This window comes from Aliiroseovarius sp. (genome assembly GCF_965228805.1).
Taxonomy (GTDB): domain Bacteria; phylum Pseudomonadota; class Alphaproteobacteria; order Rhodobacterales; family Rhodobacteraceae; genus JASBTN01.
The window spans coordinates 1,594,563-1,618,443 of record NZ_CBDDIE010000003.1 but is presented as its reverse complement, the minus strand read 5'-3'; the positions used below and the strand labels follow the sequence as shown (position 1 = coordinate 1,618,443).

The 23,881-nt window shown below is 63.6% G+C and carries 26 protein-coding genes; 12 read left to right on the top strand and 14 right to left on the bottom strand.

Features of this window, described 5'->3' with window-relative positions; translation table 11 throughout:
• Positions 1-68 precede the first annotated feature (68 nt).
• Genes ACO07D_RS09110 through ACO07D_RS09080 form a run of 7 tightly spaced genes read right to left on the bottom strand, consistent with a single transcriptional unit; the run spans position 69 to position 5,503 of the window.
• The gene (locus ACO07D_RS09110) at positions 69-950 is read right to left on the bottom strand and encodes a lysophospholipid acyltransferase family protein (protein WP_421705016.1); all 882 of its coding nucleotides are present in this window, start codon (positions 948-950) and stop codon (positions 69-71) included.
• Positions 951-973: 23 nt separating this feature from the next.
• Positions 974-1,240: an HPr family phosphocarrier protein gene (locus ACO07D_RS09105; RefSeq protein WP_421702632.1), complete on the bottom strand. Its 267-nt coding sequence runs from the start codon at positions 1,238-1,240 to the stop codon at positions 974-976.
• A 15-nt stretch (positions 1,241-1,255) separates the two neighbouring features.
• Complete coding sequence (locus ACO07D_RS09100; RefSeq protein ID WP_421702631.1) at positions 1,256-1,648, bottom strand: PTS sugar transporter subunit IIA; 393 nt, start codon at positions 1,646-1,648, stop codon at positions 1,256-1,258.
• Between the two features lie 16 nt (positions 1,649-1,664).
• The gene (gene rapZ, locus ACO07D_RS09095) at positions 1,665-2,579 is read right to left on the bottom strand and encodes an RNase adapter RapZ (RefSeq protein WP_421702630.1); all 915 of its coding nucleotides are present in this window, start codon (positions 2,577-2,579) and stop codon (positions 1,665-1,667) included.
• The gene (locus tag ACO07D_RS09090) at positions 2,576-3,016 is read right to left on the bottom strand and encodes an HPr kinase/phosphorylase (protein ID WP_421702629.1); all 441 of its coding nucleotides are present in this window, start codon (positions 3,014-3,016) and stop codon (positions 2,576-2,578) included. Before ACO07D_RS09090 ends, rapZ begins: the two co-directional genes overlap by 4 nt.
• Complete coding sequence (locus ACO07D_RS09085; RefSeq protein WP_421702628.1) at positions 3,013-4,764, bottom strand: sensor N-terminal transmembrane domain-containing protein; 1,752 nt, start codon at positions 4,762-4,764, stop codon at positions 3,013-3,015. The genes ACO07D_RS09090 and ACO07D_RS09085 overlap by 4 nt, the downstream gene beginning before the upstream one ends.
• Positions 4,765-4,798: 34 nt before the next feature.
• Positions 4,799-5,503 carry a response regulator transcription factor gene (locus ACO07D_RS09080; RefSeq protein ID WP_421702627.1) on the bottom strand — a complete coding sequence of 235 codons (705 nt, stop codon included), beginning with the start codon at positions 5,501-5,503 and terminating at the stop codon, positions 4,799-4,801.
• Between the two features lie 355 nt (positions 5,504-5,858).
• Between ACO07D_RS09080 and ACO07D_RS09075 the strand changes: the two genes are divergently transcribed.
• Both ACO07D_RS09075 and ACO07D_RS09070 read left to right on the top strand, forming a co-directional pair.
• Positions 5,859-7,457, top strand: a complete 1,599-nt coding sequence (locus tag ACO07D_RS09075) for a phosphoenolpyruvate carboxykinase (protein ID WP_421702626.1) — start codon at positions 5,859-5,861, stop codon at positions 7,455-7,457.
• A 372-nt stretch (positions 7,458-7,829) separates the two neighbouring features.
• Positions 7,830-8,348: a DUF3859 domain-containing protein gene (locus tag ACO07D_RS09070; RefSeq protein ID WP_421702625.1), complete on the top strand. Its 519-nt coding sequence runs from the start codon at positions 7,830-7,832 to the stop codon at positions 8,346-8,348.
• A 3-nt stretch (positions 8,349-8,351) separates the two neighbouring features.
• Here the strand turns inward: ACO07D_RS09070 and ACO07D_RS09065 are convergent, their stop codons facing one another.
• Both ACO07D_RS09065 and ACO07D_RS09060 read right to left on the bottom strand, forming a co-directional pair.
• On the bottom strand, positions 8,352-8,702 hold the full coding sequence (locus ACO07D_RS09065; protein WP_421702624.1) for a hypothetical protein: 351 nt from the start codon (positions 8,700-8,702) through the stop codon (positions 8,352-8,354).
• A 46-nt stretch (positions 8,703-8,748) separates the two neighbouring features.
• On the bottom strand, positions 8,749-9,519 hold the full coding sequence (locus ACO07D_RS09060) for a sulfite exporter TauE/SafE family protein (RefSeq protein ID WP_421702623.1): 771 nt from the start codon (positions 9,517-9,519) through the stop codon (positions 8,749-8,751).
• 173 nt (positions 9,520-9,692) lie between these two features.
• Here ACO07D_RS09060 and ACO07D_RS09055 point away from each other — a divergent pair, with 173 nt between their 5' ends.
• From ACO07D_RS09055 to ACO07D_RS09030, 6 genes are all read left to right on the top strand, one after another.
• Positions 9,693-11,369, top strand: coding sequence for an acyl-CoA dehydrogenase family protein (locus ACO07D_RS09055; RefSeq protein ID WP_421702622.1), 1,677 nt, complete (start codon positions 9,693-9,695; stop codon positions 11,367-11,369).
• Between the two features lie 137 nt (positions 11,370-11,506).
• On the top strand, positions 11,507-11,803 hold the full coding sequence (locus ACO07D_RS09050) for a hypothetical protein (RefSeq protein ID WP_421702621.1): 297 nt from the start codon (positions 11,507-11,509) through the stop codon (positions 11,801-11,803).
• Between the two features lie 123 nt (positions 11,804-11,926).
• The gene (locus ACO07D_RS09045) at positions 11,927-12,325 is read left to right on the top strand and encodes an META domain-containing protein (protein WP_421702620.1); all 399 of its coding nucleotides are present in this window, start codon (positions 11,927-11,929) and stop codon (positions 12,323-12,325) included.
• A gap of 135 nt (positions 12,326-12,460) precedes the next feature.
• Entirely contained in the window at positions 12,461-13,000 is a 540-nt protein-coding gene (locus tag ACO07D_RS09040) for a TetR/AcrR family transcriptional regulator (protein ID WP_421702619.1), read from the top strand.
• Positions 13,001-13,055: 55 nt separating this feature from the next.
• Positions 13,056-13,361 (top strand): hypothetical protein, encoded by a 306-nt coding sequence (locus ACO07D_RS09035; protein ID WP_421702618.1) that lies wholly within the window; start codon positions 13,056-13,058, stop codon positions 13,359-13,361.
• 9 nt (positions 13,362-13,370) lie between these two features.
• A complete protein-coding gene (locus tag ACO07D_RS09030; protein ID WP_421702617.1) occupies positions 13,371-13,775 on the top strand; it encodes an META domain-containing protein in 405 nt (134 codons plus the stop codon).
• A 3-nt stretch (positions 13,776-13,778) separates the two neighbouring features.
• On the opposite strand, the gene ACO07D_RS09025 is transcribed toward ACO07D_RS09030, so the two are convergent.
• Genes ACO07D_RS09025 through iolD form a run of 4 tightly spaced genes read right to left on the bottom strand, consistent with a single transcriptional unit; the run spans position 13,779 to position 18,302 of the window.
• The gene (locus ACO07D_RS09025) at positions 13,779-14,609 is read right to left on the bottom strand and encodes a class II fructose-bisphosphate aldolase (RefSeq protein ID WP_421702616.1); all 831 of its coding nucleotides are present in this window, start codon (positions 14,607-14,609) and stop codon (positions 13,779-13,781) included.
• Positions 14,606-15,448, bottom strand: coding sequence for a 5-deoxy-glucuronate isomerase (locus ACO07D_RS09020; protein ID WP_421702615.1), 843 nt, complete (start codon positions 15,446-15,448; stop codon positions 14,606-14,608). Before ACO07D_RS09020 ends, ACO07D_RS09025 begins: the two co-directional genes overlap by 4 nt.
• Positions 15,449-15,459: 11 nt before the next feature.
• On the bottom strand, positions 15,460-16,434 hold the full coding sequence (iolC, locus tag ACO07D_RS09015) for a 5-dehydro-2-deoxygluconokinase (RefSeq protein WP_421702614.1): 975 nt from the start codon (positions 16,432-16,434) through the stop codon (positions 15,460-15,462).
• Entirely contained in the window at positions 16,434-18,302 is a 1,869-nt protein-coding gene (iolD, locus tag ACO07D_RS09010; protein WP_421702613.1) for a 3D-(3,5/4)-trihydroxycyclohexane-1,2-dione acylhydrolase (decyclizing), read from the bottom strand. The genes iolC and iolD overlap by 1 nt, the downstream gene beginning before the upstream one ends.
• A 120-nt stretch (positions 18,303-18,422) precedes the next feature.
• Here iolD and ACO07D_RS09005 point away from each other — a divergent pair, with 120 nt between their 5' ends.
• From ACO07D_RS09005 to ACO07D_RS08995, 3 genes are read left to right on the top strand one after another with little or no spacing between them, the layout of a single operon-like run.
• Positions 18,423-19,526, top strand: a complete 1,104-nt coding sequence (locus ACO07D_RS09005; protein ID WP_421702612.1) for a Gfo/Idh/MocA family protein — start codon at positions 18,423-18,425, stop codon at positions 19,524-19,526.
• Between the two features lie 18 nt (positions 19,527-19,544).
• Entirely contained in the window at positions 19,545-20,438 is an 894-nt protein-coding gene (locus ACO07D_RS09000; RefSeq protein ID WP_421702611.1) for a TIM barrel protein, read from the top strand.
• 12 nt (positions 20,439-20,450) lie between these two features.
• Positions 20,451-21,584, top strand: a complete 1,134-nt coding sequence (locus ACO07D_RS08995; protein WP_421702610.1) for a Gfo/Idh/MocA family protein — start codon at positions 20,451-20,453, stop codon at positions 21,582-21,584.
• Between the two features lie 92 nt (positions 21,585-21,676).
• Here the strand turns inward: ACO07D_RS08995 and ACO07D_RS08990 are convergent, their stop codons facing one another.
• Positions 21,677-22,684, bottom strand: a complete 1,008-nt coding sequence (locus ACO07D_RS08990; protein ID WP_421702609.1) for a LacI family DNA-binding transcriptional regulator — start codon at positions 22,682-22,684, stop codon at positions 21,677-21,679.
• Positions 22,685-22,870: 186 nt separating this feature from the next.
• On the opposite strand from ACO07D_RS08990, the gene ACO07D_RS08985 reads away from it, so the two are divergent.
• Positions 22,871-23,821 (top strand): sugar ABC transporter substrate-binding protein, encoded by a 951-nt coding sequence (locus ACO07D_RS08985; RefSeq protein ID WP_421702608.1) that lies wholly within the window; start codon positions 22,871-22,873, stop codon positions 23,819-23,821.
• Positions 23,822-23,881: the final 60 nt, after the last annotated feature.

Genomic DNA, 23,881 nt, shown 5'->3' with positions numbered 1-23,881 from the left:
GATTGACCATCGGTCTAACAAAGCGAGATTACCGGCCTGTTAACAGCGCCATGCAGGTGCAGAAAAACTCAGGAACGGCCCAGTTTCAGCGTGTGGTCACGCAGCCAGGCCATGAAGCCGCGCGGATCGCTGTGCAGGCGCTCCATCTGGGCCTCGGTCAGCTCTTCGCCCACCACCGGCGCCTGCGGCTTGTTGCAGGCATGCACGATCTCGTGCAGCAAGAGCGATTGGCGCAGGGTCGCCGAGATCCGGTTGGCGATCTGGTACCAGCGGCTGTTCGAGCCGGGGAAGAAGATCGGCACCACCCGCGCGCCGGAACGGCGAATGAGCTGGCCGGTAAAGACGTTCCATTCCCGTTCGATCGCCGGGCCGAAGAAACTGTCGGAACTGGCCACAACTCCCGAGGGGAACAGGGTCACCAGACCGCCCGCCTTCAGGTGCGCCATCGCCTGAGCACGCATCTCGACCATCTTCTTCTGCGCATCCTTGTCGTCCGGGAAGGGCACCGGGATCATGTAGCTCGACGCGACCTCGTCGATCCCGTCCAGCACCGCGCGGGTCAGGATGCGATAGTCGTCCCGCCGCCGCCCGATCAGGTCGGCCAGGATCATGCCGTCAACCATGCCATGCGGGTGGTTGGCCACCACCACGACGGGCCCTTCGGCAGGAATGTTGTCCAGCTGGTCTTCCGGAGTCAGCAGCGGAATGCCCATCACGTCCAGACAGGCGCGCCAGAAGGGCTGGCCCACTGGCGCGCCCTTGCGCTCCAGCTTGCGCACCATGCGGATGATGGTGATCTTGCCAGTCAGCCACTCGATCGCCCGCACCAGCGTCGCCTGGAACGGGTTGTCGAAACTGTCCGCATAGGTCAGCGAGCGGCGGTCATAGTGTTGCGCCTGACGGTCCTGAGTGTCTCCACTCGCTCCCGATGTTTGCGTGCTGTCGACCAATTCTGCGCCTTCCCGAGTGTCTGTCACATGCCTTCGCCGAACTTGTCGGCCACCAGGGCGTCCAGAGCCTCCATCAGCTGTTGGGCCTGGGGTCCGGACGTCTGCACGTCAATAGTCGTTCCCTTGGACGCTGCCAACATCAAAAGCCCCATGATGCTGTCGCCCTCGGCGTCCAACCCATCCTTTTCGACCCTTGCCGTCGCGTTATGTTGCTCGACCACGTCAACGAACTTGGCCGAGGCCCGCGCATGCAGGCCCTTTTCATTCACGATCTCAAATGTACGCGTCATCTGGTCCGACATGGGTCACTCCTGGGGGCCATCAATGCAATCAATATATTTACGTCCTGCCTTCAACGCAGCCTCGGTGGCGCGGGGCACGGACAGGTGGCGGGACTTTGCCAGTTTCAACAACATCGGCAGGTTCGCACCATAAAGGATCTTGCGGTCGCTTTTACAGCAGGCGGGCAACGAAAGGTTTGACGGGCTGCCGCCGAACATGTCCACCACCACGACCACGCCGTCGCCCATGTCCACAGCATCGGCCGCAGCCTGGATTTCCGACCGTTTGTCTGTCCGATCGCATTCGGCATCGGTCGAGATGGCCCGCATGCCGTCCTGCTTGCCGACCACATGCTCGACCGCAGCAAGATATTCGCCAGCCAAACCACCATGTGCGACGATGACGATCCCGATCACGCGTCCACTACCCCATTCATTGCTTGCCCCCGGCCTGTCCCTCGGCCCGGCGCTCCAGTTCCCGATGCCTAATTGACACCTGCCAGCCCGCCTGTGCAAGCGCATTTGCCAGCTTTTCCGCCAGCGCAACCGAGCGATGTTTGCCGCCGGTACAGCCGAAGCCGATCGACAGGTGGCTCTTGCCCTCTTCGCCATAGGCAGGCAGCAGAAATTCGACCATGCCATGCACACGGTCGAAGAATTCGTCGAACCGCGCGTCGTCGGCGACATAGGCGGCCACCTCGGGCGTGCGGCCATCCAGCGCACGCAGGGCGGGCTCCCAATGCGGGTTGCGCAGGAAGCGCGCGTCAAACACCAGGTCCAGCCCCCGCGCGATGCCGCGTTTGTAACTGAAACTCTGCACCGAAACGGCCAGCATCTCGGTCCCCGGCTGGCCGATCCAGCGCAGAACCTCATCCTTGAGGTCATGCACCGACAGGTCCGAGGTGTCGATCAGCACCGAGGCTCGTGCACGCACCGGGGCAAGCAGTTCCAGCTCGCGCAGGATGCCATCCTGGGGCGATTCCGACGGGGCCAGGGGGTGACGGCGGCGGGTCTCGGAATAACGGCGGATCAGCACATCGGAAGAACAATCCAGATACAGCAGTTCAACCGCGCAACGCGGATCCACCGAGAGGCTGTCGATCACCTGCAGCATGCCCTCGACCGAAAAATCACGGTTGCGCACGTCGATACCCAGGGCCAGCGGGTGGTCCAGCGGCGTGGTGTCCAGCAACCGTTCGATCATGCGCAGGGGCAGGTTGTCGATCGCCTCGTAACCCGCATCCTCCAACGCACGGATCGCGGTCGTGCGCCCGGCGCCAGAGGCCCCGGTCACCAATACGATGCGCTGCGCCGCAGCATCTGCGGTCTTGTCTTTCTTGTCCGTCACCGAACAGCTTCCCCATTCATCAATTGCCATATGGCACTTGGGAAATGTGGGGCGTCAACCCGCCAGAGCAAGTCCAGCGCCGTTCCCGATATCGTGAGGCTTTTGGGTTGCGGCAACCGCTCGGGCTCCACCTGTCCCATGTCCACCGCCAGACGCAGGGGCACGGTTTCGACATGGTGCACGCGGATCAGCCCGACATGGCGCGCCTCAATCACACCCTGCATACGCGGCGGCGCATGGGCGATCAGCTGGCCGTTTCGGGCGGTCACGCGACTGTGGTCATCAGCCACCAGAACCGCGCCAAGCGCCATCAGTTCCAGCGCCAGCGCGCTCTTGCCGCTGCCGGAGGGCCCCAGAATCAGGACCCCCTCGCCGTTGATGGCGACGGTGGTTGCGTGAAAGACCTCGCCCGGCCCAGAACCGGACTGCGTCGTCACAGCGGCAGGCCCACCACGAAGCGGGCACCCAGCGGTTCCGAGGTAATGTCGGCATCGGTCGGGCGGATGTTTTCCGCCCAGATCACGCCGCCATGGGCCTCGACGATCTGCTTGGAGATCGCCAACCCCAGGCCGGAGTTATTGCCGAACTGACCTTCTGGCCGTTCCGAATAGAAACGGTTGAAGATCTTCGCCAGCGCCTCTTCGGGAATACCTGGCCCGGTATCCTCGACCACCACCAGCACGCGGTTTTCGCGGTGGCGGGCCCAGACGCGGATCGCGTCGCCGTCGTCGCAGAAGCTCAGCGCATTGGTGATCAGGTTGACAAAGACCTGCGCCAGTCGCGCCTCAAGCCCTTGAATGACAATGGGATCGGGCGGCAGGTCGGTGATGAAATCCACACCCTTCTCACCTGCTTCATTGCCCAGGTATTCGGTCAGGTTGCGCAGCATCTTGAGAAGGTCGAAAGCCTCTTCCTCCTCCTTCACCAGCTCGCTGTCCAGCCGCGAGGCGTTGGAGATATCGCTGACCAGGCGGTCCAGGCGGCGCACATCGTGGTCGATCACATCCAGCAGCTTGTCGCGCTGGTCATCGCGCTTGGCAAAGCGCAGCGTGCCGATGGCCGAGCGCAAGGACGCCAGCGGGTTCTTGATCTCATGCGCCACGTCGGCGGCGAATTGTTCGTTGGCGTCGATCCGGTCGTAAAGTGCTGCGACCATGCCGCGCAGGGCGGTCGAGAGGCGGCCGATCTCGTCCGGACGGCCTGCCAGGTCGGGGATCCGCACGCGGCCCGGATTGACCTTCTTGGCGTTCTTGTCGCGGCCCAGTTCGGCGGCGGCGGCCAGATCCGACAGCGGGTTGGCAATGGTGGACGCCAGCACCAGGCTCAAGCCGATCGATACCAGGATGGCGATGACGAACATCTGCAAGACCTGTTCGCGTTCGCTGCGCACCAGCGCGTCCAGCTCGCCGGAGGCCGAGGTCAGCGCGACCGCGCCCACGGCGCGGCCATCGACCAGGATCGGCGTGGCGACGGAAAAGACCGTGCTGCCGGTCCCGTCCACACCGGTCGACACCTGCGTGGTGCCGGTTAGCGCGGCAGCGACCAGGGCGCGGGCCTGGCCTTCGGCATCCACCTGCGAGGGCACCGGATCGCCCGAGGCGATCAGCGAGGAAATCCCCTCCCACACCCGATTCAGAAGGTCGGTAATGATGGTCGAGCGCCCGTCATGCTCCAACCCTTCGACCGGGGCGGGCACGGCGCGGGTCTGCCCCACAGTGGTGCCCAGAAGCTGTTCGGAAGCGTCGAAGACAAAGGCCTCGACCCCGGCGGACAGGTCCAGGCTTGTCAGCAATGTCGCCGGGTCCAGCGGGGCCGGATCGGCGGGCAACAGCGAAGCATCAGAGGCAGGCGCCGGATCGACCGCCGCCCCATCCAGGGCGCGGGTGGCTTCGAACATGTCGGCGACCAGCTGCGCCTCGGCCACCAGGGCCGTTTCGCGCTGGAACACCAGACTGTCACGGAAGGGGTTCAGGTACAGAACCCCGGCGACCATGACGATCATGCCCAGCAGGTTGAAGGTGATGATCTTGCGCGCCAGCGGCGAGCGGTTGATCGAGATCACCCCGCGCCGTTCGCGCCGCGCGCGCAGCTCGCTGTCCACCGTGCCCTGCGGCGAGACCCAGTCTTCGCCCAGAACCACGCCCGAACCAGGGGAGGCTTTCGTGTCTCGCACCGTATCTCGCACTCTGTCGTCCAGATTTGCCCCCGTAGGTTAGGGGTTATTCCTCGTTATACCTGTAGCCGATCCCATAGAGCGTCTCAATCGCCGAGAACTCGGAGTCCGCACCGCGCATCTTCTTGCGCAGGCGTTTGATGTGGCTGTCAATGGTGCGGTCATCGACATAGATGTCGTCGTCATAGGCCACATCCATCAGCTGATCGCGGCTTTTCACGAACCCGGGCCGGGTCGCCAGCGCCTGCAGCAGCAGGAACTCGGTCACCGTCAGCGACACATCCTGGCCCTTCCAGGTCACCGCATGACGCAGCGGGTCCATCGACAGGTCCCCGCGCACCATGGTCTTGCTTTCCTCGACCTGGCCGATGTCGTCATTGGCGATCACCTCCTGGCGACGCAGCAACGCGCGGATGCGTTCGACCAGCAGGCGCTGGCTGAACGGCTTCTTGACGTAATCATCCGCGCCCATGCGCAGCCCCAGCACCTCGTCAATCTCGTCATCCTTCGAGGTGAGGAAGATCACCGGCAGGGTCGATGTCTTCTGCCGCAGACGCTGCAGCAGGTCCATCCCGTCCATGCGCGGCATCTTGATATCCAGGACGGCCATGTCCGGCAGGCGGTGGTTGAACGCGTCCAGCGCGCTCTGCCCGTCATTGTAGGTTTCAACTTCGAAGCCCTCGGCTTCCAGAGTCATCGAGACCGACGTCAGGATATTCCTGTCGTCGTCGACCAACGCAATCCTCGACATGTGAGGGTTCCTTGTACTGCTCGTTTTCATGTGTTTTTTCCCATTTTTCCGATTTCGGCCTTGGGAATCAACAAAATAGTGCGAATCAAGGCCCGACCCAGGCCATTGAACCCCCGAAATCGGAAAATAATGACTAATATGCCTCACTTTCCGTTCCGATTGGTTGCGCAAACAGGGTCTTGGTATCGCTAACTTTGCGTTTGCGACCTGTTCCACCGTCCGAGCGTCGTGTTATAGCCACGCCACCGGTCCTCGTTCACATGAGGCCCGGCGTGCGGATATGGCCCTTCGCACTCTCATGTGGAAACCATACGTCGGCAGACAGGACCAGAGCCGACGACAGGAGTTAAATCAGATGACCAATGGACGCGTGAACCCGGCTTGTCGCCTGGAAGATCAAGGCATCACGGGGCTCGGCAATGTCTATTACAACTACATGGAGCCCGCGCTTGTCGAAGAGGCTCTGAAGCGCGGCGAAGGTCACCTGGGCAACGGAGGCGCCTTCCTGGTCGAGACCGGCAAGCACACCGGTCGTTCGCCCAAGGACAAGTTCGTGGTCAAGACGCCCTGCGTCGAAGACACGATCTGGTGGGAAAACAACCCGCCGATGGATCCGGTCAAGTTCGACGTGCTGCATGCCGACATGCTGGAGCACATGAAGGGCAAGGACTATTTCGTGCAGGATCTGTATGGCGGCGCGGACCCGGCCCACCGCCTGGACGTGCGCATGGTCACCGAACTGGCCTGGCACAACCTGTTCATCCGCCACCTGCTGCGCCGCCCCGACCGCGACGAGCTGGACGAGTTCTCGCCCGAGTTCACCGTGATCAACTGCCCGTCCTTCAAGGCGGATGCCGACAAGCACGGTTGCCGGTCCGAAACCATCATCGCGCTGAACTTCGAAAAGAAGCTGATCCTGATCGGCGGCACCGAATATGCCGGCGAGAACAAGAAATCGGTCTTCTCGGTTCTGAACTACCTGCTGCCCGGCAAGGGCATCATGCCGATGCACTGCTCGGCCAACCACGCGCCGAACAACCCGGTCGATACCGCGATCTTCTTCGGCCTGTCGGGCACCGGCAAGACCACCCTGTCGGCCGACCCCTCGCGCGTGCTGATCGGTGACGACGAACACGGCTGGTCGGAACGCGGCACCTTCAACTTCGAAGGCGGCTGCTATGCCAAGACCATCGACCTGTCGGCCAAGGCCGAACCGGAAATCTTCGCGACCACGTCGAAATTCGCGACCGTGATCGAGAACATGGTCTGGGACAAGGAAACCAAGGAACTGGACTTCCACGACGATAGCCTGACCGCAAACATGCGCTGCGCCTATCCGCTGGAATACATCTCGAACGCCTCGTCCACGGCCCTGGGCGGCCACCCGAAGAACATCATCATGCTGACCTGTGATGCCTTCGGCGTTCTGCCCCCGATCGCGCGCCTGACGCCCGCGCAGGCGATGTATCACTTCCTGTCCGGCTTCACCTCGAAAGTGGCCGGGACCGAGAAGGGCATTACCGAGCCCGAGCCCACCTTCTCGACCTGTTTCGGCGCGCCCTTCATGCCGCGTCGTCCGGAAGCCTATGGCAACCTGCTGCGTGACAAGATGGCGTCGCATGGCGCGACCTGCTGGCTGGTCAACACCGGCTGGACCGGCGGCGCCTATGGCACCGGCTCGCGCATGCCGATCCGCGCCACCCGCGCGCTGCTGAAGGCCGCGCTGGACGGGTCCCTGGCCGAGGCCGAATTCCGCAAGGACAAGAACTTCGGCTTCGACGTGCCGGTCAAGGTGGAAGGCGTGGCCGACCTGCTGCTGGATCCGCGCCGCACCTGGGACGATCAGGCGGCCTATGACGCCCAGGCGCAGAAACTGGTCGACATGTTCGCCAAGAACTTCGCCCAGTACGACGCCTATATCGACGACGACGTGCGCGCGATCGCGATTGGCTGAACCAGAGGTTCAGTTATTGGCTGAACGCCGCACACACCGAACTTTGAAACGCCCCGGCACCGCGCCGGGGCGTTTTGCGTTTGGAGCTGCACGCAACGCCCATCGAGCGTCAGCGAAGATGACACTACGTGGGGCGCAGCCCCGCGGCGCCCGACCCTCCCCATGGGAGGGCGCTTTTCCAACGGTTCAACTCGCATCCGCGCTTCACTTGTGGCAACCCATTTGCCCCAACCACCGGGAGCGAAGCGCCCACCCAGGGTCGGGCGCCGCGGGGCTGCTTCCGTCCAGCTTCCTCCCTTCATGGTATCCAGCCCTTCCCCGCCTCGGCATTCCACGCTACCCTTCCCGCGATTGATCCACGGAATTGACCCCATGCTGCGCGCCCTGATTTTCCTTGCCTCGCTGATGCCCCTGGCGGCGCTTGCCGACCCGCAGGTGCTGTCGGTGCAATCGGGCTTCTTGTGCAACGTGATCGACAGCGGGACCGAACTGGCCGAAGACACACTGGAAGGCCATACCGACCTGATGGACGCCCATATGCTGCGCGTCATCCCGACCTCCATAGCGCCGGCGGCCAAAGGCATTCATATCGGCGTGGTGCTGCAACGTGACCCGGCCTACACCTCGCCTATCCGCGCCGTCACCACCCATCCGCCGATGGGCCCGGAGGGCGTGACCCAGCAGAGCTTCTTCACCAACCAGACCCCGGACGGGCTGATCGGTGTCGGTTGGGAGTTCGAGTTTGCCTATGAAATGCTGCCCGGCGACTGGTCGATCTCGCTCTATGACGGGGACGTCCTGCTGCACCGCGCACAGTTCACCGTGGTCCCGCCCGCGCTGTTCCCGCAGGATATCAGCATCTGCGACGGCGGACCGGAGCTGCTGTCCTGAGCATCACTCGCAGCGCGAGAGCGGCCCGTTGACCAGCGCCTCGTCCCAGAGGAGCGTCAGCGTCTCCCCCTCCAGCGCGAAGCCCAAGTTGTAACCCCGCACCGAGTCCTCCCCACATTGCGCCCGGGCGGCGCGGAACAAACCATCCGCGCGCGGCTGTGCCGCGAACCAGGTGAGGCGGCACCAGACCTCACCCTGTTTCAGCCACTCCGCGCCGACCTCGACAGGCGCGGCCAGTCGCGTGCCACCTGCCACAATGGGCAGGCCCGCGCATTGCGCCGCGGTACCCCAGCGCCCCTCCAGCGGATTGGCCAATGCCGGGGCGGCGAAGAACAGAAAGACAAGCCAGCGCATGGGTCCAGCCTAGGGCAATCCCGCCCCACGGGCAGTCACGATCCGGTCAACCCAGCAGCCCCTTGCGCAACAGGTTCAACCCGGCCAGCACCAGCACCACCAAGGTAATCCGCTTGAACGCGGCTTGATCCATACGGTCATGCGCCCAGGTGCCGACCACCATGCCCAGCACCGCGGGCACCAGCATCAGCGCCGACAAGGGCGCGGTATGGGCGCTGAACACGCCCGAGCGCAGATGCGCCACCACCAGCACCACGGCGCCCAGACCGTATATCACACCCTGCACCCGCATCTGGTCCGCCTTGGGCGTGTCGATGGCGGTCAGATAGGCCACCGTCGGCGGCCCCCAAACCCCGGACATGCCGCCGAAAAACCCGGCCACGCCAGCCACCGCGGCCTCATCCCGCAGCCGGTTTTCGGGTTTGAGGTTGGGCCGCCAGCCCACCAGCTGCATGACGCTGAACAGAACCACCGGCAGGCCGATCACCACGAACAGCGCGCGGGGGGACAGCACCGTGACCAGCTGCGCACTCAGGCTCAGCACGCAGAGCATGACCAACAAGTAGACCCGGAACCGCCAGGTCGCTTCCCAAGCCACGCGCCAACCCTGTCTCAGCGCCTGATAGGTGTTCGACACAACGGTGGGCAGGATCAATGCCGCAAGTGCAACCTCGCCCGGCAATACCGTCGCCAAGCCCGAGATCATCAGCATCGGCATGCCGAACCCCACCGCGCCCTTCACGAAGCCCGCAAGCAGGGTGAACCCCGCCGCCGCCAGCAGGATCAACAGGGGGATTTCGGCTACTATCCCGCTCATTTCACGTCCCTTTTTTCCCTCTGCCCCGCAGGTTAACCGATCCCGCCCCGTCCCGCACGCCAAAACGCCGCTGCGTCATTTTCGTTCGCATCCGACATTCGTGACGTATTTTTATTGCGCTGCACCTGCAAAATAGCTATCTCTTCCCGGACTTTGAGACAGGAGCCGAATCCATGCCGCATGATGGACAGGAGATGACCATGACCACCGCCCTTATGGACGATCTGATGACCCTGACCGGCGCCGCCGTGGCGCCTTGCGAGGCCGTGTTGGAGGCCGCGAAAACCTCGGTCCGCGACATGGTGACCGACGGCGACCGCGTCTCGGGTAGCCTGCTGGAGGCCAACCAGAGCGCCGCCCACGCCCTGTCCTGGCTCGCCACCTATGTGGAAAGCCTGCGCCAGATGCAGGCCTGGGCGACCCGCCTGACCGAGGCCGGACAGATGGGCGAAATGGAAAGCCTGATCCTGCAGATCGCCTTCGGCGAATACCTGGCCCAGATCCGCGGCGGCATGATGATGAGCCAGAACGAAATGGCCCGCCTGTCCGACATGGGCCTGGACGCGGCCCCACTTGCCACGCCGGAAATCGACGCGCTGGTCGCCGGTGGCAACACCCCCGCCGCACGCGCCCGCCTGGTCGAGCTGATGCGCGACAACGCGGGCCACGCCACCTTTGGCGCCACCGGCCTGGACGAAGAGCTGGAAATGATCCGCGAGACCTTCCGTCGATATGCCGACGACCGGGTCGTGCCGAATGCGCATGAGTGGCACCTGAAGGATGAGTTCATCCCGATGGAAATCCTCGAAGAGCTGGCCGAAATGGGCGTCTTCGGCCTGACCATTCCCGAGGAATACGGCGGCATGGGCCTGTCGAAGGCCTCGATGGTCGTCGTGTCCGAAGAGCTCTCGCGCGGTTATATCGGCGTGGGCTCTCTGGGCACCCGTTCGGAAATCGCGGCCGAGCTGATCCTCGCGGGTGGCACCGACGCGCAGAAGGAACAGTGGCTGCCGAAACTCTCCTCGGCCGAGATCCTGCCGACCGCCGTCTTTACCGAACCGAACACCGGGTCCGACCTGGGCTCGCTGCGCACCCGTGCGGTGAAAACCCAGGACGGCGACTACGAGGTCACCGGCAACAAGACCTGGATCACCCACGCCGCGCGCACCCATGTCATGACCCTGCTGGCGCGCACCGATCCCGACAGCACCGACCACCGTGGCCTGTCCATGTTCCTGGCCGAAAAGACCCCGGGCGACGACGAAAACCCCTTCCCCACCGAAGGCATGACCGGCGGCGAGATCGAGGTGCTGGGCTATCGCGGCATGAAGGAATACGAGCTGGGCTTCGACGGGTTCAAGGTCAAGGGCGAGAACCTCTTGGGTGGCGTCGAGGGCCAGGGCTTCAAACAGCTGATGAAGACGTTCGAGGCCGCCCGCATCCAGACCGCAGCCCGCGCCATCGGTGTGGCGCAAAACGCTCTGGAGGTCGGCATGCAATATGCCGAGGACCGCAAGCAGTTCGGCAAGTCGCTGATCAACTTCCCCCGCGTCGGTGGCAAGCTTGCCATGATGGCGGTGGAGATCATGGTCGCCCGCCAGCTGACCTATTTCTCGGCCTGGGAGAAGGACCACGACCAGCGTTGTGACCTTGAGGCCGGAATGGCCAAGCTGCTGGGTGCCCGCGTCGCCTGGGCCTGCGCTGACAATGCGCTGCAGATCCACGGCGGCAACGGCTTTGCGCTGGAATACCAGATCAGCCGCATCCTGTGTGACGCGCGGATCCTGAACATCTTCGAGGGTGCTGCCGAGATCCAGGCCCAGGTGATCGCCCGCCGCTTGCTGGGGTGACCTCATCCCCCATCGACAAACAGGCGGGCGCAGGTCATCCTGCGCCCGTTTCGTTTCTTGCACTGCCCGCCATGATGCCCCGCGCCCTTCGCCTTCCGACCCTCTGGTTCACCCGCCACGAAGCCTGGGCATTGCGCATGGCGATGAAGGCCCCCATTCTGGCACCCTTTTCGTTTGGAACACTGTGCATATGGCTCTTCCCTCCCGCGCTTCTGCTTGGGGCGCTGGCTATCTTCGCATTGGAAACCGGCACGGGGATCGGGACTGTCATCGGCGCAGCCCTGGGCGTGCCCGCCTTTGCCGCACTGGTGTTCATCGCCCCGTGGCTCTTTCACTGGTTTTTCACCTGTTTTACCCTGATGGCCGCACGCCCCCGCATGGCGCAGGCTAAGGCCAAGACACTCGCCATGCGGCTTGAAGCGCTGCAGGGGTGAGCGCTCGGCGCCCGCGCGCCCAACACCTCAGAGGCGAATTTCGGTCCGGCACACACCACCATCGACAGAGCGCCGAATAGGAGTCTATCCTGCGCCTGTCGTCATTTTAATCATAGGTCTGAAATGAAACATCTTACCCTTGCCTCTGCCCTTCTTGCCGCCACGACCCTGCTCAGTGGCTGCCTGAACGATACCGAGGCAAACCCGGACGAAATCTGGCAATTGCAATCCATCAACGGCGCGCCCTATTCAGCCAGTGTCACCTTGGGGCTGAGCAGTTCGAGCTACGGTGGCCAGGGGCCGTGCAACCGCTATGGCGGGCAGGTTCTGGACGACCCGAAGGCGGGCACCTACCGCCTGACCACCCCGACCAGCACGCGCATGGCCTGCCCCAACGCCTCTGCCGAGGCGCTGTATTTCTCGCTGCTGCCGACGGTGACTCGCGCGGCGATGACCGGCGGGTCCCTGACGCTTTACACATCCGGCGGCACGCAGCTGCGCTTCAACCGCATCCCCGGCTGAGGCGGATTGGCCACGGCAAGCCCCGATAAGCCCTCCGGAAATCCGGGGGGCTTGCTTTATTTTGCAGATGCAGCATAATCTTTCTGCACCTGCATCCGCCGGTGCTGCCCCTCGTTGCTGCCGATGGAGGCCGCCATGCTCAAGAAGAAGACCCGCCTGAACGCCGATGACTGGCTGCAAACCGGGTTCGACGCCCTTGTCGAGCTGGGACCGCAAGCGCTGAAAGCCGAACCGCTCGCGCGGCGCATCGGCGCCACCAAGGGCTCGTTCTACTGGCATTTCCGCGATCTGCCCGATTACCACACCCGCCTGCTGGCGAAGTGGGAGGAACGCACCCTGCTGGCCCTCGCTGCTGCCGGAGAACAGGAAGCGGATGCGGTGAAACGGTTGGACCGGCTGGGGTCACTGAACAGCGACGATCCCGCCGAACAGGCCATTCGCGCCTGGGGGGCCGAAAACACCGAGGTGGCCGAAACCATCGCGCGGGTGGATGGGCATCGCCGTACCATGCTGTCGGTCACTCTGGATGAACTCGGCCTGACCAACCCCGAGTTTGCCCGCATCGTGCAGGGCGCGCATATGGGGCTGGCCGAGCTTTCGGCCGCCGACGGGGTCGACAACTCCGGCGCCATGTCCACGCTGCTGGCTGCGCTCTTGTCCCTGCGCGACGCTTGACGCATCGCGTATCGCACCCCACATTTAACGAATACGTTAAATAGGAGGAGCTGCCATGCGCGCCATTACAATCACTTACGCCTACTCCGGCGACGAGGACGCCTGGAAACAGGCCATCGGCGATTTCATCTCGGCCATCGACAAGGATCCGCAGGCGGCGGGCAAGTTCACCTATCAGGTCGCGGTGGCGGATGATGGCGTGACCCGGTTTCACTGGGGCCGCTGGGATACGCCCGAGACGCTGGCCCACGTGCAATCGCAGGATTATTTCAAGACCTTCGCGGGCCATGTGAAGGGTTTCGCGGGCGGGGCACCGCAGAACACCGGCCATGATGTGGTGATGAAGACCGGCGGCTGGTAGGCTGGTGCCATGCGCATCCTGCTCGCCCTTCTGGTCATCGCCGCCGCGGTCTTCATCTTCGTGACAGCCGCCAGCAAGGACGAGACGATCTCGGGCTACGCCATGCCCGGTGTGACCTGGACGCTAACGGAGCTGGGCGGCGCGCCCTACCCGGCCCGCGCCACGCTTACCTTTCCGGAAGAAGGCCAGGTCGCGGGGGAGGCGCCCTGCAACGGCTATTCGGCCACCCAGACCGCGCCCTATCCCTGGTTCGAGGTCGGGCCGATTGCGGCCACCAAACGCGCCTGCCCGGACCTGCCCGCCGAAGCCGCCTTCTTCGACGCGCTCGCCCGCGTCACCCTGGCCGAGGTCGCGGGCGAGGTGCTGATTCTGTCAACCGAAGACGGGTTCGAGATGGTGTTTCACGCCCGCTGAGGCTCAGGCGGGTTTGAACGCCTTCAGCACCTGACGCGCGGCGGCCACCACCGGATCATGGGTTTCCTTCAGGATCTGCACCCGGTCGAACCGCGCCTCATCCGCATTCACTGCGTCCCGCAGCGCGTTGCCGAAGGCCATGCGCAGCTCGGTCCCGATGTTGAACTTGCAGATCTTCGACCCCCGCGCCAGCGCCGTGCGTTGCGCCACCGGCACGCCCGATCCGCCGTGGATCACCAGCGGCACCTTGGTCAGCGCCTCGATCGCACGGATGCGCGGCTCGTCCAGCCCGCCTTCCTTGTCCTGTTGCAGGTGAACGTTGCCAACCGAGATCGCCATCGCATCCACGCCACTTTCGCGGGCAAACTGCGCGGCCTCTTCCGGGTCCGTGCCCGCCGACCCTTCGCCGCCCGAATAGCCGACAAATCCGATCTCGCCTTCACAGGAGACACCCGCCGCACGGGCCATCTCGGCAATCGCGGCGGTCTCGTCGATGTTCTGGGACAGCGGCTTGCGCGAGCCGTCGAACATGACGGACGTGAACCCGCTATCCACGGCAATCCGGCAGTCTTCAGCGGTGTAGCCATGGTCCAGATGGGCCACGACCGGCACCGAGGCGCTCTCGGCCAGGTGGCGGAACATCTTGCCCAACACTGGCAGCGGCGTGTGGTCTCGGCAGGACGGACCTGCTTGCAGGATCACCGGGCAGTTTTCCGCCTCGGCCGCCGCCACATAGGCGCGCATATCCTCCCAGCCCAAAGTCACCAGACCGGCCACGGCATAACCATTCTGCAACGCCGGTTGCAGCACCTCTTTCAACGTCACAAGGCTCATTTGAACTTCGCCACCATGTCCATGATGCCGGGGATCGTGTGCAGCTGCGCGGCATGTGTCGGTTGGAAATACTGTTTCAGGCTGCGCTGCGTCAGCCCGCCCAGGATGGTGAAATAGTACATCTGATAGCCCGGCAGCACCGCACAGGGGTGGTAGCCCTTGTCGATGCAGATCGTCGAGCCATCCATGATGTGATAGGCGTCACCCGGTTTGTTGTCCTCGCGCTGGAGCATTTGCAGCCCCGAGCCATAGTTCGGCTTGAAGCGGAAGTTATAGGTCTCGTCATGCCGGCTCTCGTCCGGTAGGCGATCCGTATCATGCTTGTGCGACGGGAAGCCGGACCAGCCGCCTTCGCCCACCGTGAATAGCTCGGACACCAGCAGGCGACCGACCTTGTCATGCTGGTTCGCGCCCAGGATGTGCTTGATCTTGCGGTGGGTCTTGGTGTCGTCCGAGCCGTATTGCACCAGGTCGATCTGATCCGCGCGCACGTCGAAGGGCTCCAGCACCTTGTCGTATTTGGCACCCGCGATGAAACACTCGACCTCGTCGCTCACACAGGTGATGCGGGCATGCACGCCGACGGGCACATAGACGCCTTCCGGCTCGCCGTCCCACACGTCCTCGCCCCGGTTGCCCAGCGCCGGATACACCGCGCCATCCACGTCCACGTCCACGGTGCCGGTGGCGGGCACGATGCAGGTCTCATACCCGGGCACGGCATAGTCGAACACCTCGCCCTTCTTCAGCTTGACGATGTTGAAATAGTTCAGCGGCACCAGCGCGTCATCGACGTCGACGATGGGCTGGTTCTGGTTGTCATGGGGTGCGATATGCATGGACACGCCTTTCAGTCGGTAGGGCCGGAATGCGAGGCCAGGAAGGCCTCAAGCTCGGCGGTTGTGGGCATGGCGCCGGCGCAGCCGGGCTGGCTGACGACGATGGAGGCACAGGCGGAGCCGCGCAGCACCGCGTCGCGCAGGTCGTGGCCTTGCGCGATGGAGGCCAGAAGCCCCGCCATGAAACTGTCGCCCGCGCCATTGGGTTTCACGGCGGTGACCGGGTAGATACCGGTGCGGATTTCCTGCCCATCCACCAGGGTGATCGCACCCTCGTGGCCCATCTTGTAGACCACCATACGCCCCTGGGCGGCGAGTTCCCGCGCCTTGTCGAGCCCCTTGTCGAGCCCACCCGCCATGAAGCCGAATTCCTCGTCATTGCCGACGATCAGGTCGCTGGCTTCACCGGCGCGGGTCAGCACCTCGGCGGCGACCTGCGGTGACGGCCAGGAATAGGGGCGATAGTCGATATCGAAGATCACCGGCAGCCCCGCCGCACGGGCATTGTCGAAGGCACGGAAGGTGGCCGAGCGCGAAGGCTCCGCAGCAAAGACCGTGCCCGCGGTGATCAGCGCCGTGAAGGCGCCGTAGTCCACCGCGTCCATGTCCGCTTCGGTCACCTGGAAATCGGCAGCACCATTGCGATAGATGACGTTCTGGAAGTCCTCGATGCAGCTTTCATAGACGGCAAGCGAGGTGCGCGCCTCGCCCCCCACGGCACGGACATAGCGCGTCTCGACACCATAATCCTTCAGCCGGTTCACACAGAACCGCCCGATGGCATCGTCTGAGACCGAGGTGACCAGCGCCGCCTCTGACCCGAGTTTTACCAGCCCCGCACAGATGTTCGCCGACGAGCCGCCCAGATCGGCGCGAAAGTGGCTCGCATCCTCGCTTTTCACCCCGATCGGGTCGGCAAACATGTCCATACCCGCACGGCCAAAGACGACAAAGCGATTGCCCATGATCCCTTCAATCAGCGACATCAGATACCCCGACGCTGCTTTTCGCGGGTTGCTTCCCAATCCAGATGGGCGGCGCGCACGTTGTCATCTTCGGTGATATGCGGCGTGCCGACCTCCCACCAGGCGTGGCCTTGCGCGGTCCAGCCCTCATAGGGGTCCACATCCATCACGATCACATAGGTCTTGTCCGACGCCTTGGCGCGTTTGAACGCTTCGCCCAGTTCAGCCGGGTTAGACACTTTTTCCGACGCAGCCCCCATCGAGGCCGCATGGGCCACGAAATCCACGCCGAAGGGTTCGGCGATGGTCGGGCAATCCGCCAACAGGTTGTTGAAGCTTTCGTTCCCGGTGTTGTTCTGCAGCTTGTTGATCACCGCAAAGCCGCCGTTGTCCAGCACCAGAACGATCATCTTCTTGGCCGACAGAACGCTCGAATAGATGTCCGAGTTCAGCATCATATAGGACCCGTCGCCACAGAAGGTGATCACGTCCTGATCAGGCTCCATCTGCGCCTGGGCAATGCGCGCGCCCCAGGCGCCGGCAATCTCGTAGCCCATGCAGGAAAAGCCGAATTCCACATCCACCGTACCAATGTCCAGCGTGCGCCAGTTGGCGGTGACCTCGGCGGGCAGACCACCGGCGGCGGCCACCACGCGGTCGCGGGTGTCACACAGGTCGTTCACCACACCGATGGCCTGCGCATAGGAGTTCGGGCGGTTCCCGTAGGAGACATTGTCGGCCACGTAACCGTCCCAGCTCTTGCGCTCATCCTGGGCATAGGCGACCCAGTCGGAGGGCGCCTTGTAATCGCTGGCTGCTCCCAGGGCTGCCAGGCTCAACTTGGCATCGCCCACCACCGGCAGCGACATGTGTTTGCCCGCGTCATGGCGCGCAGCGTTGACCGAGATGAACTGCGCGTCCTTGGCAAAGGCCGTCCAGGACCCGGTGGTGAAATCCTGCAACCGCGTGCCAACGGCGACGATCACGTCGGCCTTTTCGGCAATCGCATTGGCCGAATCCGATCCGGTCACGCCGATGGGTCCGATGTTCAGCGGGTGGGTGGACAGCATGTTGGCCCGGCCCGCGATGGTTTCGACCACCGGGATCTGGTGCGCCTCGGCAAAGGCAGTCAATTCGTCGACCGCGCGGGAATACTGCACCCCGCCCCCGGCGATGATCATCGGGCGTTCGGCACCGGCGAGCGCGGCGACGGCATCCGCAATCTCAGCCTCATCCGGCGCCTGGCGGCGAATGCGATGCACCTTCTTTTCGAAGAACTTGACCGGATAATCATAGGTCCAGCCCTGCACATCCTGAGGCAAGCCGATGAAGGCCGGTCCGCAATCCGCCGGGTCCAGCATGGTGGCAATGGCGGCGGGCAGCGACTGGATCACCTGCGCCGGGTGACTGATGCGATCCCAATAGCGGCTGACCGGCTTGAACGCGTCATTCACGCCGAAGGTCGGGTCGTTGAAATTCTCCATCTGCTGCAACACCGGATCCGGCAGGCGGGTCAGGAAGGTGTCGCCGCAGAGCATCAGCATCGGCAGGCGGTTTGCGTGTGCCAGACCGGCGGCTGTGACCAGGTTCGCGGTGCCCGGCCCGGCGCTCGCCGTGCAGAACATGAAGCGCTGGCGCAGCCAGGCCTTGGCGTAACCGGCGGCGGCGAATCCCATGCTCTGTTCATTCTGCCCACGATAGAGCGGCAGCTCCTCATGCACCGTGTTCAGCGTCTCGCCCAGGCAGGTCACGTTGCCATGGCCGAAGATGCCGAAACCACCGCCGCACAGGCGCATTTCCTGCCCGTCGATTTCGATGAACTGGTTGGTAAGCCAACGAATAATCGCCTGCGCGGTGGTCAGGCGGATGGTTTCGGTCTGTACGGTCATGTCTGCGGGCTCTCCCGATTTTCCGGCGCCGTGCCGAATGCAGCTTGCGAGTTCTCGATTCACAGGATACAGTTTTTGCAACCGGTTGCAAACGGTTTTCAAAACGAGGGGGCATCTGACATGTCAGAAATCGGCATCGGCATTCTTGGCGGCGGCTACATGGGCAAGGCCCACGCGGTGGCCATGTCATCGGTCGGCGCAGTGTTCGACACCGCCCTGCGCCCCCGTTTGGAAATGGTCTGCGCCTCGTCACCCGACAGCGCCGAACGCTACCGCCACGCCTACGGGTTCGCCCGGGCGACCGACGAATGGCAAGCGCTAGTGAACGACCCGCGTGTCGAGGCCGTGGTCATCGCCACCCCGCAGGAATTCCACCGCCAGATCGCCGAAGCCGCCTTTGCCCTGGGCAAGTCGGTTTTCTGCGAAAAACCCTTGGGTGCCTCACTGGACGACAGCGCCGCCATGGTCGCGGCAGCCGAGGCGTCGGGCGTGGCCAACATGGTCGGCTTCAACTACATCCGCACCCCCGCCAGCCAATACGCCCGCGCCCTGATCGCAGCCGGAGAGATCGGCGAGATCACCTGGTTTCGCGGCGAACATACCGAAGATTTCTACGCCGACCCCCAGGCCCCCGCGACCTGGCGCACCACCGGCATGGCGAACGGTACGATGGGCGACCTGGCCCCGCATATGGTCAACGCCGCGCTCGCCCTGATGGGGCCGATTTCGCGCGTGATGGCCGAGGTTGAAACCGTTCACAAAACCCGCCCCGGCGGCGCGGTCACAAATGACGACCACGCCCAGATGATGGTGCGGTTCGAAAACGGTGCCATGGGATCGATGTATTTCAGCCGTATCGCGACGGGGCGTAAGATGGGCTATGCCTATGAAATCACAGGCACAAAGGGCGCGATCCGCTTTGATCAGGAGGATCAGAACGCGCTCTGGCTCTACCGGATGGACGGGCCCGAGGCGACGCGCGGCTTTACCAAGATCCTGACCGGCCCGGCGCATCCGGATTACGAACCCTTCTGTCAGGGCCCGGGCCACGGCACCGGCTATCAGGACCAGATCATCATCGAGGCACGCGACTTCCTGCGTGCCATCGAGACCGGCGAAGCGGTGTGGCCCACCTTTCGCGACGGGCATGAGGTGAACCGGGTCATCGCGGCGGGGCTGGCCTCCGCCAACGAGGAAACCTGGAAGAATATCAACGACTTCTGAGCATCGGAGACGACACGGATGAGCATCAGAATTGGCAACGCGCCCTGTTCCTGGGGCGTGGAATTTGCGCAGGATCCGCGCAACCCGACCTGGCAGGACGTACTGAAGGACTGCGCGGCGGCGGGCTACAAGGGGATCGAGCTGGGGCCGGTCGGCTTCATGCCCGAAGACCCGGTCGAGCTGGGCGAAGGGCTGGCGCAGCATGACCTCACGCTGATCGGCGGCGTGGTCTTTCGGCCCTATCACGACCCGGACGCCTGGGAGGACGTGCTGGACGCCACCCACCGAACAGCCCGTGCGCTGAAGGCGCATGGGGCACAACATCTTGTATTGATCGACTCGATTTCACCGCGCCGTGCGCCGACCGCCGGGCGCGCTGGCGAGGCGGAACAGATGGACAAGGCCGAATGGCAGGCCTACCGCGACCGGATCGCCGAAAGCGCCCGCATTGGCGCCGAGGAATACGGGTTGACCGTGGGCATCCACGCCCATGCGGCAGGCTTCATGGATTTCGAGCCTGAGCTGGAGCGGCTGCTCAGCGAAGTCGACGAAAGCCTGTTGAAAATCTGCTTCGACACCGGCCACCATTCCTATGCGGGGTTTGACCCGGTAACCTTTATGAAGAAACATGTGGGGCGGATTTCCTACATGCATTTCAAGGACATCGACCCGAAGGTCAAGGCGGATGTCATCGCCAAGCGCACCGGGTTCTACGATGCCTGCGGGCAAGGCATCTTCTGCAATCTGGGAGAGGGCGACGTGGACTTCCCCGCTGTGCGCCAGGTGCTGCTGGACGCGGGCTTTGAAGGGTGGTGCACGGTCGAACAGGATTGCGACCCGCTCTTGGACCCGGACCCGCTGGGAGATGCGCGCAAGAACCGCGAATACCTTGAATCCATTGGCTTTAACTGAGGAGCTTCACCAATGGCAAAACTGAAATGGGGCATGATCGGCGGCGGTGAAGGCAGCCAGATCGGACCGGCCCACCGCCTGGGCGCGCTGGCCGATGGGCATTTCACCTTCACCGCCGGCGCGCTGGACCACCGCCCGGACGTGGGGCGCGAATATGCGCAACGCCTTGGAATCGCTGAGGAACGTTCCTATGGCGACTGGACCGAGATGCTGGCCGGTGAAAAAGACCGCGACGATAGGATCGACCTGGTGACAGTGGCCACGCCGAACGCGACGCATTTCGAAATTACCAAGAGCTTCCTGGAAGCCGGGTTCAACGTGCTGTGCGAAAAGCCGATGACCATGACCGTGGAGGAAGGCGAGGAGATCGTCAAAGTCGCTGAAAAATCAGGGAAAATCTGCGCGGTCAACTATTGTTACTCGGCCTACCCGATGGTGCGCCAAGCGCGCGCGATGGTGCGGGCGGGCGAGATCGGCAAGGTGCGCCTGGTCGTGACGAACTTCTCGCACGGGCATCATGGGGACGCGGGCGACGCGGATAATCCGCGGGTGCGGTGGCGCTATGACCCTGAAATGGCTGGAGTTTCCGGGCAGTTTGCCGATTGCGGCATCCACGCGCTGCATATGGCGAGCTTCATTTGCGACGATGAGGTCGAACGGCTGTCGGCCGATTTCGCCTCCACCATCCCGTCACGGGTGCTGGAGGACGACGCGATGGTGAACTTCCGCATGGAAGGCGGCACGGTCGGGCGGCTCTGGACCTCGTCCGTGGCGATCGGGCGTCAGCACGGGTTCGACATCCAGGTGTTTGGCGAAACCGGCGGGCTTCGCTGGGCCTCGGAACAGCCTAACCAGTTGATTTATACTCCTGTTTCTGGCCGCACCCAGGTGATCGAAAAGGGCGAAGGCGGGCTGTATGACGACGCGCAGCGCCTGTCGCGCGTGGCGATTGCGCACCCTGAGGGCTTCCCGCTGGCAGTGGCGAACATCTATTGTGACCTGGCCGATGCGATCCGGGGCGAGGCGCGGGACGGGCTGCCGAATGCCGCTGACGGGGTGCGGTCGATGGCGGCTGTGCACAACGCGGTGGCATCGGCGAAGGCCGGGGGCGAATGGGTGGATGCGCGGCCGCCGATGTTTCGCTGAATATCCCAAGGAGGGCGCGTCGCGGGTCGCGCCCTTCGAAACTTTAAGGTCTTTAACGGCTGAAATTCACCAATGTTAAAGTTTCGACCCGTTCAGACCCCGCTCTTTAACATCTTTAACGTGCCCCGTTCGACCACCGAACAGGGGAAGATCCGCGCCTCGGGGTAGCGGTCGGGCTCGTCCAGCATCGCGACCATCAGCTCGATCGAGGAGGTCACGATCTGGCGGATCGGCTGGTGGATCGTGGTAAGGTCGATGTTCTCCCACCGGGCCATTTCCATGTCGTTGAGACCGATGATCCCGATATCCTCGGGCACGCGCAGACCACTGTCGTGGATTGCCGACAGGGCGCCGATGGACAGGACGTCATCGCCGCAGAAATAGGCCTGGGCAGGACCGTCCTTGACCAGCTCGAGCATCTTGGCGCGACCGGCCTCGAAGGAATAGGCGGCGGCGAAAGTATCGGTTGTCTCGACCTCGGGATGCTTGGCCATCTCGGACATGAAACCTTGGTGGCGGTCCTGGGTCGATGTCGCGCTGTCCGGCCCCCCCATGAAACCGACCCGGGTATAGCCGCGCGCCACCAGGGCGCGGGCGGCCATGCGACCACATTCGACGTTGTCGATCCCGACCACATGGACCTGCGGCGCGCTGGAATAACGACCGAAGCTGTGCACCACCGGCACACCCGCGTCGCGGAACGCCTTGGCGAAGAGCGGCGGCAAGGTTGACGAAGCGACAACCACCCCATCGACCGAGTATTGACGCAGCATTCGGACCGAATTTTCGGGATCGGTTTCATCGGAAAGATTGACCAGAAGGGGGCGCAAACCGCGATCCTGCAACCCGCGGGTAAAGAGGTCGAAGACCTCCAGAAAGATCGGGTTGTGGAAGTTGTTCGACACCAGGCCGATGAGCTTGGTGCGCCCGGTTGTCAGCGAGGAGGCAAGGGCGTTCGGACTATAGCCAAGCTCCTGCGCGGCCTTTTCCACCTTGCGCCGCATCTTGTCCGACACCGAGGCCCCATCGGTAAAGGTTCGCGACACGGCAGAGCGGGAAACCCCGGCGCGCTCTGCAACCTCTTTCAACGTGACGGCCATATGCGGTCACCCCCTTCGAATGCCTGTTTGCCAAGTTTTAAACGGTTTGCCGATCAATTGCAGCATGAAACAGGTCAGGCATTTTTGCAACCGGTTGCAAAGCGCGGCAAGATGTGCTTAAACTTGAGTCGAGAGGCGGGGAGGACCGCTCTTTCGCCAATTGATCGGTGAAACAGGGAGGACAACATGACTTCACTGACAAAGAAACTCGCGCTGGCGGCAGCCGTCGCAGCCGCGCCGCTGATGGCGGCCACGACCGCGTCCGCAGATGGGGAAAAATACATCCTGGTCAGCCACGCGCCTGACAGCGACAGCTGGTGGAACACCATCAAGAACGGCATCGCGCTGGCCGGCGAACAGATGGGCGTCGAGGTCGAATACCGCAACCCGCCGACCGGTGACCTGGCCGACATGGCCCGCATCATCGAACAGGCCGCAGCCAGTGGCCCGAACGGCATCATCACGACGCTTTCGGATTTCGACGTGCTGTCCGGCCCGATCAAGGCCGCCGTGGACAGCGGTGTGGACGTGATCATCATGAACTCGGGCACGCCGGAACAGGCGCGCGAAGTGGGCGCGCTGATGTATGTCGGCCAGCCGGAATATGACGCGGGTTATGCCGCCGGTCTGCGCGCCAAGGGCGACGGGGTCGGCTCGTTCCTCTGCGTGAACCACTATATCTCGTCGCCGTCCTCGACCGAGCGTTGCCAGGGCTTCGCGGATGGTCTGGGCGTCGAGCTGGGCAACCAGATGATCGACAGTGGCCAGGACCCGGCGGAAATCAAGAACCGCGTGCTGGCCTATCTGTCGGCCAACCCGGAGACCGACGCGATCCTGACCCTTGGTCCGACCTCGGCCGACCCGACCCTGCTGGCGCTGGAAGAGAACGGCATGGCCGGTGACATCTACTTCGGCACGTTCGACCTGGGCGAGGAAATCGTCAAAGGCATCAAGGCCGGTGTGATCAACTGGGGCATCGACCAGCAGCCCTTCCTGCAGGCCTATCTGCCGGTCGTGGTTCTGACGAACTTCCACCGCTACGGCGTCCTGCCGGGCAACAACATCAACTCGGGCCCCGGCTTCGTGACCGCCGATGGCCTGGAAAAGGTCGAGATGTTCGCAGGCGAATATCGCTGATCATCCTCCCGCAGGGCGGCCAGAGCGATTTGGCCGCCCTCATTTTATCCTGACGAAGCT